This window comes from Rathayibacter rathayi, assembly GCF_004011095.1.
Lineage (GTDB): Bacteria > Actinomycetota > Actinomycetes > Actinomycetales > Microbacteriaceae > Rathayibacter > Rathayibacter rathayi.
This window is the reverse complement of the sequence record NZ_CP028129.1, coordinates 768,762-778,799: the sequence shown is the minus strand read 5'-3', so window position 1 is coordinate 778,799 and position 10,038 is coordinate 768,762. Positions and strand designations below refer to the sequence as shown.

Here is a 10,038-nt window from a genome sequence, read left to right as displayed (position 1 = left end):
CTGCACCTGGTCGTCGTCGGCGATGTGATGCTCGACGTCGACCTGTCCGGACCTGCCGAACGGCTGAGCCCGGACGCGCCGGTCCCCGTGGTCGACATGACGGCCCGCAGCGCCCGGGCCGGCGGTGCCGGGCTGGTCGCGCGGATGCTCGCCCGCGACGGGCACGAGGTGACGCTGGTGACGGCGCTCGCCGACGACTCCGACCCGGACGTGGCGGAGCTGCGCGCCGAACTCGACGGCGTCCGGGTGATCGCCGGGCCCTCCGGGGCGCCGACGCCGGTGAAGACGCGAGTCGCCGCCTCCGGCCAGGCCGTGGTGCGGATCGACCGCGGCTGCGAGACTCCACCCGTCCCCGGGGTGAGCGATGCGATGCTCGCCGCGCTCGCCGACGCCGACGCCGTGATCGTCGCCGACTACGGCCGCCGCCTCACCGAGGACGCCTCGCTGCGTGCCGCGCTCGACGCGCTCACCGTGCCGCTGGTCTGGGATCCGCACCCGCGCGGCTCACAGCCGGTCGCCGCGACCACCCTTGCAACTCCGAACCTCGCCGAAGCCACCACGTTCTCCGGAGCCACCGGGCGCGGAGTGACGCGCGCCGAGTCGGCCGCGACCACGCTCCTCGAGCGCTGGGGCTGCGACGCGGTCGCCGTGACCATGGGCTCCTCCGGGGCCCTGCTGCGCTCCCGCGGCGCCGGCGTGCCCGTCGTCGCTCCGGCCGCCTCCGTGCCGCCCACCGACCCGTGCGGAGCGGGCGACCGGTTCGCCGCCTCCGCCGCGGTCGCCCTCGCCGGGGGCTCCAGCGCGTCCGAGGCCGTCCAGGCCGCTGTCGCCGACGCCGGCGCCTACCTCCTCGCGGGCGGAGTCGCCTCCCTCGCCGCTCCCGCTGACGCCGCACCGCTTCGCGGCGGCGGGGTCGATGCGCTGCGCGTCGCCGAGGCCGTGCGTGCCTCGGGTGGAACCGTGGTCGCGACCGGCGGCTGCTTCGACCTCCTGCACGCCGGCCACGCCCGCACGCTCTCGGCCGCTCGCGCGCTCGGGGACTGCCTGGTCGTGTGCCTCAATTCGGACGATTCCGTACGCCGCCTCAAGGGTGCCACGCGGCCGATCATCCCCGAGGACGACCGCGTCGACCTCCTCCTCGCGCTGGAGTGCGTCGACGCGGTGCTGATATTCGGCGAGGACACGCCCGACGAGGCGCTGCGCCGTATCCGCCCCGACGTTTGGGTGAAGGGCGGCGACTACTCCGCCGAATCCCTCCCCGAAACGGCGACCGTGGCGGAGTGGGGCGGCCGCGTCCTCACCGTGCCGTACCACCCCGGCCGCTCGACCACCCATCTCGCCGCCGCGCTCGCGCGCGTCGGCTAACCGAACCCGCAGACCACCCCTGGAAGGAAACCATGAGCACCACTCCCACCCCCATCGGCCGCGTCCTGATCACGGGAGGAGCCTCCGGGCTCGGTGCGGCCGTCGCCGCCGCGGTCACCGCCGCTGGCGGCACGCCGCTCGTGCTCGACCGTGACGTCTCGACCGTGCAGGAGGGCGTCGCCGCCTACCAGGTCGACGTCGCGAAGACCCGCGAGGCCGAGAAGGCGGTCGCCGAGATCGCCCGCGAGCACGGCGGGCTGGACGCCGTCGTGACCGCGGCCGGTATCGACCGCTGTGGCCGCCTGGTCGACGTGGAGCCGGAGGAGTGGGAGCGCGTCATCTCGGTGAACCTCCTCGGTACCGCGGCCGTCGTCCGCGCGGCGTTGCCCTTCCTCACCGACACCCACGGGCGCGTCGTGACCGTCGCCTCCTCGCTGGCGATCAAGGCCGTCTCGGACGCGACCGCGTACTGCGCCTCGAAGTTCGGCGTGCTCGGCTTCACCCGTGCGCTCGCCGCCGAGACCAAGGGCGAGATCGGCGTGACCACGCTGATCCCCTCCGGCATGAAGACCCGCTTCTTCGACGACCGTGACGAGCAGTACAAGCCCGGCCCCGACGCGCTGTTGAACGACCCAGAGAACGTCGCGAACGCCGTGATGTTCGTCCTCGGCCAGCCCCGCGGCTGCGAGATCCGCGAACTCGTCGTCACCCACGAGCAGGAGCCGTCCTGGCCCTAACCCCCCTCCCCTTAACGCGCCCCTCCCTCCCGCTCCCTCCCGCCCCCTCCCGCCCCCCTCCCGCCCCCCTCCGCGAGATGCCACTTATGAGGGCGACACGCCGATGTCGAACGTCACAGGTGGCATCTCGCGGCTCAGCGAGTGGAGGCGAGGACGGCGCGGACGTCCTCGAGGACGGCAGAGACGCGGACGTCGTCGACGAAGGTGACCTCGTGCTCACAGCGGGGGGCCGTCCAGCCGACCTGCGTGGCGTCGCGGCCACACACCGGGCAGCTCGTGGTCCAGCTCAGCTGCACCCGATGACGCTGCCGCCCAAGCGGAGCCGCGTTGATCGCGTTGCCCACCCAAAAGATTCCGACCGTCGGGGCGCCGACCGCGGCAGCGAGGTGCCGAGGTCCGGAGTCGTTGCCAAGCACCAGATCGGCGAGCGAGAGCAGCGGAGCGAGGTCCGGCAGGTCGACGGCGCCCGCCCACGAGACAGCTCCCGGCGCTCCGGCGACGATCTCGTCGGCAGCCGACACATCGGAGTCGTCGCCCACGACGAGCACGCGCGCGCCGTCGGCCAGCAACTCCGTCGCCACGGCGGCGAAGGAGGCGGCCGGCCAGCGCCGGCGGATATCCGTCGCGCCCGGGTGGATCAGCATCAGCGGACCGCCCGCGGGCAGTGCAGCGGCCAAGCGGTTCCGCCGCTCCGGATCCACGGCGAGCGCCGGCTCGAGCCGGGTCGCGGCCGCCCCGGCGAGCCCGACGATTTCGAGCGCCCGCAGCATCTCGTGCTGGTAGTAGATGTAGGGGATCGTGCGCTCCAGATCCTCGGCGTCGGGCGTGCGCGAGCCGACCGTGTGCCGCGCGCCGAGGCGCCGCAGGAACGGGTTGGAGTAGCGCCCGCCGCCGTGCAGCTGTACGGCCAGGTCGAAGCGGCGGCCGCGCATCCGCTCGGTGAAGTCCTCGACGACCTGCGGATCTTCTACCTCCCCGTCGCGGACGCCCTGCGCGATCGGCAGGATCTCGACCGCGGCGATCGGCGACTCGATCCCCGACAGCAACACCCGGTGCGCGGGCGTGCCGAGCAGGGTGATCTCGGCGCCCGGGTACGCGGCCGCGAGCGCGTCGACGGCGGGGAGGGCGAACAGCAGATCGCCGAGACCGCCACCGCGCAGGACGGCGATTTTCTCGACTCCGGCGAACGGCTCTCGGAGGGGGGCGATGGCGACCACGGCGGGTTCCTCTCAGCTGCGAAGGCGCGCGGACGCGGCTCCGGGGACGGTACAGTCCTCCATTTCCCCGCGGAGGCCGATCCGAAACCGGATCGGCGGCGCACAACGTCAGCTGAGAGCACGTCTCATCGACGATGGTGGATGAGACCCGCTCTCAGCTGACGTTGTGCGGAGCAGAACCGACTTCCGGTGCCGTCGACCTGCGCCGGCCGACTCGCCCGCACCCGAGCGGGCGGTTCGGCGCCCGTTCCCGGCGTAGCGGCATCCCGCGCCAGCGCTCGACGCCGCGACCCCATCCGTCCCTAGCCTCGGTGGATGTTCCCTCACTTCTCCGCCGCGACCATCGCCATTGCCGCCGCCGCCGCCGTCCCCGCCACCGTCCGATTCGTCGTCCGCCGCCGCGATCGCGCGCACCCCGACGAGCGGATCGCGGCCGCACCGGACGACGCGGTCGTCCTCTCCTTCCGGCGCTGGCAGAGCGTCCTGACCCGGGTCACCGGCATCCTCGTCGCCGCCGTAAGCGCCCTGATGGCCACAGTGGCGATGACGAGACCGGGCGAGACCGGCATGCTCATCGCCGGCCTCACCCTGACCATCGTCGGCGTCCCGATGATCGGGCTGGCGAGCGGGATCGCGCGATTCCGCGTCACTCTCCGCGACGACCGGATCGACGTCGTCCCGATGGCCGGGCGCCCGCGCTCGGTTCCGCTCCGCGACATCGCCCGGATCACCCCCGCGGGAGGCCGGTACGGCGGACTGAGCGTCTACGACGTGCGACGCAAGCGCCTCTTCTCCGTCACGACGATCACGCTCGGCTTCCCGCACCTGGTGCCGTTTCTCCAGTGGAACGCTCCCCTCGCCTGGGAGGAGTTCGCGCGCAAGCACGAGCGGAACTTCCCCGTCATCCTCGGACCCGCGGCGCCGCGCCCGCAGGAGCGCTGAATTCCCGGCTCCTCCGTGTCTAGGTCCCGAGCACCCGGGTACCGGATGGATGCGTCCGCCACTCCGCGGGCGCCCCCGACCGAGAGGTGACCGTGACCATCGACATCACGACCCCCGCCACCGCCGACGCCGTCCGCCGTGCGCGGACCGCGTTCCCCGCGTGGGCCGCTACCGCGCCCGCCGAGCGCGGCGCCCTGCTCCGCGCCGCCGCGCACCGCGTGGCCGAGCGCGAGCAGGAGCTCGCCGACCTCAACACCCAGGAGACCGGCAAGCCCGCCGGTGACGCTCTCGGCGGCGTCCGCGCCGGGGTGGACACGCTGCTTCAGTACGCCGAGCTCGGCCCGCTGCACCGCGGGAAGAGCCTGCGCGGAGGGGCGCTGAACGTCGATCTGGCCCTCCCGCATCCGCGTGGCGTGGTCCTCGCCCTCACTCCGTGGAACGACCCGGTCGCCGTCGCTGCGGGTCTCCTCGGCGCCGCGATCGTCTCGGGGGACGTCGTCGTACACAAGCCGAGCGAGCGCAGCCCGGGCACGGGCGCACTGTTCACGTCGATCCTCGCCGCCGCGCTGCCGGAGGGTGTGCTGACCCTGGTCGAGGGCGACGGCGCGGTCGGCGATGAGCTCGCCCGCACCGAGGGCGTCGATGTCCTCGCCCACGTCGGCTCGACTGCGACGGGCCGCGCCCTCGCCCGGGTCGCCGCCGTCACCGGCGCGCATGTGATCCTCGAGAACGGCGGCAATGACGCGCTCGTCATCGACCGCGACGTCGATCCGGTCTGGGCCGCCGAGCAGGCCGCCCTGGGCGCCTTCGCTAACGCCGGCCAGATCTGCACCTCCGTCGAGCGGATCTACGTGCACCGCGACATCGCCGAGGCGTTCACCGCCGCGCTCGTCGCCGAGGCCAACCGCTGGAGCGCCGGTCCCCTCCCGCGCCTCGTCGACGTTCGGATGCGCGACGCCGTCCACGAGCACGTCACCGAAGCCCTCGGCAGCGGCGCCCGCGCCCTCACCGGCGGCATCCCCGGCGACGGCACCTTCTACCCCGCCACCGTCCTCGCCGGCTGCACCGAGTCGATGCTCGTGATGACCGAGGAGACGTTCGGGCCCGTCGCGCCGATCGCCGTCGTGGACTCCTTCGACGAGGGTCTCGCCCGCGCCGCCGCGAGCCCCTACGGCCTGGCCGCGTCGATCCTCACCGCCGACATAGAGCACGCCCATCGCGCCGCTGCGACCCTGCCCGTCGGCACGGTCAAGGTCAACGGCGTCTTCGGAGGCGCGCCGGGCGGCAGCGCCCAGCCCCGCGGCGCTTCGGGATCGGGCTTCGGCTACGGCCCGGAGCTGCTCGACGAGATGACCACCACTACGGTGGTCCACTTCGGCCTCCCCGTCCTGCCGGGAGGTGCCCGATGAGCCTCGAGGGCTCGGCGCTACAGCGAGCGAGCGCGCTCCTCGCGCACGTCCGGGAGCGTCCGCCAGTGGTCGCCGTGATCGGTGACCTGATCCTCGACTCCTGGTGGCTCGGCGAAGCTGAGCGGGTCACCCGGGAAGCGCCCGCACCGGTCCTGCGGCTGGAGGACGTCGTCGATGTCGCGGGTGGGGCGGCCAACACTGCCGCGAATTTGCGCGCGCTGGGGGCGGTGGTCCGCACGGTCGGGGTGGCCGGCCGGGACGCCGAGGGCGATCGCCTCGTGCGCGCCCTCGAGCGGGCTGGCCTGGACACCTCCGCGGTCGTCCGAATCGACGCCGCAACCACGATCAAGACCCGCGTCGTCGGCGGAGACAGCGTGATGCTGCGCGTCGACTCCGGCCCGCACCGTCCCTCCGACCACGAGCTCACCCTGCTGGCCGACGCCGCCGCCCGGGCAGGCACGGGCGCCGACGCCGTGCTGGTCTGCGATTACGGCTCCGGGATCCTTCGCGCGGCGCTCGAGCGCCTGCTCGCCACCGAGCGGCCCGGCCTGCTCGTGATCGACGCGCACGAACTCGCCGACTGGGCCTTCGCCCGACCAGACCTCGTCACTCCGAACGCCAAGGAGGCGGAGCGGCTACTCGGCGCCTCCCTCGGCCGCGGCTCCGAGCGAGCCGCCGCCGTCCGCGATGCCGCCGAGGAGCTACGCGCGCGCTCGGGCGCCCGGCACGTCGTGGTCACCCTCGACCGCGACGGCTCCACCGCCCTCGATCAGGACGGCACAATCAGTCGCACCTTCGCGCAGCCCGCGGAGGAGAAGCAGGCGTCCGGAGCCGGCGACACCTTCGCCGCCACCGCCACGCTCGCCCTGGCCGCCGGCCGCTCCCTCGCCACCGCCGTCGACCTCGCGCAGGCCGCCGCCGACGTGGTGGTGCAACGCCCGGGCACCTCCGTCTGCTCCGGCGACGACCTGCTCGCCTCGCTCGCCGCCCCGGGTGCCGTCGTGCTGGGCGAGGACGCGCTCGTCGAGGTCCTCGCGGAGCAGTCGCGCCGCGGCCGCCGCGTGGTGTTCACCAACGGCTGCTTCGACGTCCTGCACCGAGGCCATACCGCCTATCTCCGTCAGGCGCGCGAGCTGGGCGATGTGCTCGTGGTCGCCGTGAACGACGACGACTCCGTCCGCCGGCTGAAGGGCGAGGGCCGACCGATCAACCCGGAGGGCGACCGCGCCGGAGTGATCGCCGAGCTGGGCTGCGTCGATTTCGTGACCCTCTTCGGCGGCGACACTCCGATTCCGCTGCTCGAACGGGTGCGCCCCGACGTCTACGTCAAGGGCGGCGATTACAACCCGGACATGCTGGCGGAGGCGGCGGTCGTCCGCTCCTACGGCGGCACCGTCACCACGGTCGGCTACGTCTCCGAGCACTCCACGACCGAGATGGTTCAGCGGATCCGATCGGCCGCACCGTGACGAGCCGCCGCTGGTCCGGGCGCTGGGGGGTCGCCGAGGCGCCCGAGCAGCCGCTGATCGACGTGCTCATCCCGACGGTCGGGCGCCGCGCCGAGCTCGCCGCCGCGCTCGCGGGACTGGCCGCCCAGGACGATCCGCCCTTCCGTCTGATTCTCAGTGACCAGTCCGACGACGCGGTCGCCGAGAGCGACCCGACGATCCGGGCGATGCTGCGCGTGCTGGAGGCGCAGGGCCGGTCCCCGATGGTGCACCGACACCTGCCCCGCCGGGGCCTCGCCGAGCAACGCCACTACCTGCTCTCCCTGGCCACCGCTCCCGCCGTCCTCTTCCTCGACGACGACGTCTGGCTCGAGCCCGGCACGCTCGCGCGGCTGCACGAGGCGCTGGAGCGGCTCGGCTGCGGCTTCGTCGGCTCGGCGGTGCAGGGCCTGTCCTATCTTGAGGACGTGCGCCCGCACGAGACGGCGGCGTTCGAGACCTGGGAGGAGCGCGTCGAGCCGGAGCGGGTGCGGCGCGGCACTCCCGAGTTCGAGCGGTGGCCGCTGCACAACGCCGCGAACCTCACGCACGTCGCTGCCCGCCTCGACGTCCCGGAGGGCACCTGGCGCGCCTACCGAGTCGCCTGGCTGGGCGCCTGCGTCCACTACCGCCGCGACGCCCTACTGGCTGTCGGCGGCTTCGACTTCTGGGAGCAGCTGCCCCCGGAGCACAGCGGCGAGGACGTCGCCGCGCAGTGGCGCGTCATGGAGCGCTTCGGCGGCGCGGGTCTCGTGCCCAGCGGTGCCGTGCACCTCGAGACGCCCACGACGGTCACCGATCGGCGCGTCGACGCCTTCGACCGGCTCTTCGCCGAAGAGCACTCGTAACACTCCGACGAAAGGACAGCACGATGGACGCTCCCAACCCGATCCAGATCCAGAAGTACCTCTCGGGCATCGACTACCCCGCCTCGAGGGACACGATCGTCGAGACCGCCGAGAGGGAGGGTGCCGACGGAGACATCCTGGAGGCCCTCCGCGCGATCCCCGACGTCACCTACGACAAGCCCACCGACGTGAGCTCGGCCGTCTCGAAGCTCTGACCTCCCCTCCGCGAGATGCCACTTACGCGCGCGACACGCCGTGTCGGACGCGCGTAAGTGGCATCTCGCGGCCGGGGAAAGCACGCGGGGGCGTTAGGCAGGGGCGTGCTCGCGGAGGACTCCGGACTCGAGGGCCTGGAAGGAGAGCACTTTATAACCCTCGGACTCGAAGAAGATCGTCGCGCGGTCGGCCTCGACGCTCATCACGGTGCCGGCGCCCCACTCGCGGTGCTCGACGGCCTCGTCGACGCTGAGCGGAGCATCCACGGGCGACTCGACGGTCTCGACGTCGGCCTCGTGCCGCTCGCAGCCGTCGCAGTTGCCGCACCACTCCGGCGACTCCACGCCGAAGTAGTCCAGCAGCACCCGGCGTCGACACTGAGTCGTCTCGGCGTAGGCCCGCATCATCGCCAGTCGCGACTCCGCGATCCGCTCGCGCGAGGCCAGAGCGGCTGTCACCGCGTCCACGGCCTCGTCGCCGGACACCTCCTTCGTCGCCCGCAGCCCGGATCCGGTCTCCACCAGTCCCGCGTCCGCGAGATCGTTCACGATCCGCACGATCGTGCGCGCCGGCTTGCCCAGCTCCTTCGCGAGCGCCGCGGAGTCGAGCCCCGGCTGCTCCGAGACGGCCGCCCAGACCACCCGCAGCGCGGCCTTGTCGACGGAGCGCTTGGCGAAGAAGCGTCGCAGCCCCAGGTCCTCGGCGCGGTAGTGCAGTGCGCCGGTCGCAGGTTCGCCATCGCGGCCGGCCCGGCCGATCTCCTGGTAGTAGGCGTCGAGTGACTCGGTCGTCGTCGCGTGCAGAACGAAGCGCACGTCGGCGCGGTCGATGCCCATCCCGAAGGCCGAGGTTGCGACGACCACGTCCAGCTCGCCGGCCCGCCACTGCTCGTGCACGACCTTGCGCTCCGACACCTTGAGCCCCGCGTGGTATGCCGCAACCCGGCGCCCCTCCGCTGCGATATCCGCTGCGTACGTCTCGGTCTCCTTGCGCGTGGCCACGTAGACCAGGCCCGGAGCCATCCAGCTGCGCGCCTCCTCCACCACGGCCGCGCGCTTCTCGTTCTCACTCTCGTGGCGGTGCACGACCAGGCGGATCTCGGGACGGTCGACGCCGTGCACCTGCACCTCGGGGTCGGTCATCCGCAGCCGCTCGATAATTTCCTCGCGCACCGGCCCGGAGGCCGTGGCGGTCATCGCCAGCACCGGCGGGTCGCCGAGCTGGCCGCGCACGTCGGCCAGGCGGAGGTAGTCGGGCCGGAAATCGTGGCCCCAGGAGGAGAGGCAGTGCGCCTCGTCCACCACCAGGAGCGAGACTCCCGCGGCCGCCAGACGGGCAACGTTCTCGGGCTTGGCCAGCTGCTCCGGAGCGAGGAGGACGTAGAGCGGCCCGCCCTCGTCGATCCGCTTCCAGGCGCGGGCCACGGCCGCGGCGCCCTGGGCGGAGTTGATCGCGACAGCGGGCGGAGCAGCGGGCGCCGCCTCGATCGCGGCGAGCTGGTCGGCCTGGAGCGCCACGAGCGGCGAGACGACGAGGACCACCCCGCCGCGCTCGGCTCCGGCAATCTGGTACACCGCGGACTTGCCGCCGCCCGTCGCGAGCACCAGCAGGGTGTCCTGGCCAGAGGCCGCCGACTCGATCGCCTCGCGCTGACCGGGGAGCAGCGACGACCAGCCGAAGTCCTCCCGGGCGATGCGGCTGACGGAGTCGATGCGGGAGGAGTTCATAGCTCGACGCTACGACGCGCAGAGTTCCGAGCGAGTCCGCTTGACAGCACTGCGGAGCGCGGTGAAGCAGCACCTCGGCACAGGCCCGTC

Annotated in this window: 9 protein-coding genes; 7 read left to right on the top strand and 2 right to left on the bottom strand. The window is 73.1% G+C overall.

All coding sequences use genetic code 11. From position 1 onward, the window contains the following. Together rfaE2 (C1O28_RS03910) and C1O28_RS03905 are read left to right on the top strand one after the other, a co-directional pair. Positions 1-1,365, top strand: coding sequence for a D-glycero-beta-D-manno-heptose 1-phosphate adenylyltransferase (gene rfaE2 / locus C1O28_RS03910; RefSeq protein ID WP_097166697.1), 1,365 nt, complete (start codon positions 1-3; stop codon positions 1,363-1,365). 32 nt (positions 1,366-1,397) lie between these two features. Continuing rightward, complete coding sequence (locus C1O28_RS03905) at positions 1,398-2,102, top strand: SDR family oxidoreductase (RefSeq protein ID WP_097166504.1); 705 nt, start codon at positions 1,398-1,400, stop codon at positions 2,100-2,102. 134 nt (positions 2,103-2,236) lie between these two features. Here the strand turns inward: C1O28_RS03905 and C1O28_RS03900 are convergent, their stop codons facing one another. Continuing rightward, positions 2,237-3,319, bottom strand: coding sequence for a glycosyltransferase family 9 protein (locus C1O28_RS03900; RefSeq protein WP_097166505.1), 1,083 nt, complete (start codon positions 3,317-3,319; stop codon positions 2,237-2,239). A 315-nt stretch (positions 3,320-3,634) separates the two neighbouring features. Between C1O28_RS03900 and C1O28_RS03895 the strand changes: the two genes are divergently transcribed. From C1O28_RS03895 to C1O28_RS03875, 5 genes are all read left to right on the top strand, one after another. Beyond that, positions 3,635-4,261: a hypothetical protein gene (locus C1O28_RS03895; protein WP_097166506.1), complete on the top strand. Its 627-nt coding sequence runs from the start codon at positions 3,635-3,637 to the stop codon at positions 4,259-4,261. 92 nt (positions 4,262-4,353) lie between these two features. Then, complete coding sequence (locus tag C1O28_RS03890) at positions 4,354-5,670, top strand: aldehyde dehydrogenase family protein (protein ID WP_243392062.1); 1,317 nt, start codon at positions 4,354-4,356, stop codon at positions 5,668-5,670. After that, entirely contained in the window at positions 5,667-7,139 is a 1,473-nt protein-coding gene (gene rfaE2, locus C1O28_RS03885) for a D-glycero-beta-D-manno-heptose 1-phosphate adenylyltransferase (RefSeq protein WP_097166508.1), read from the top strand. The genes C1O28_RS03890 and rfaE2 (C1O28_RS03885) overlap by 4 nt, the downstream gene beginning before the upstream one ends. Then, a complete protein-coding gene (locus C1O28_RS03880) occupies positions 7,136-8,005 on the top strand; it encodes a glycosyltransferase family A protein (protein WP_207759884.1) in 870 nt (289 codons plus the stop codon). Before rfaE2 (C1O28_RS03885) ends, C1O28_RS03880 begins: the two co-directional genes overlap by 4 nt. Positions 8,006-8,028: 23 nt before the next feature. Beyond that, a complete protein-coding gene (locus C1O28_RS03875) occupies positions 8,029-8,220 on the top strand; it encodes a DUF2795 domain-containing protein (protein ID WP_097166509.1) in 192 nt (63 codons plus the stop codon). A gap of 93 nt (positions 8,221-8,313) precedes the next feature. Here C1O28_RS03875 and C1O28_RS03870 read toward each other — a convergent pair whose 3' ends face one another. Continuing rightward, positions 8,314-9,948 (bottom strand): RecQ family ATP-dependent DNA helicase, encoded by a 1,635-nt coding sequence (locus C1O28_RS03870; protein WP_097166510.1) that lies wholly within the window; start codon positions 9,946-9,948, stop codon positions 8,314-8,316. Between the last annotated feature and the right edge of the window lie 90 nt (positions 9,949-10,038).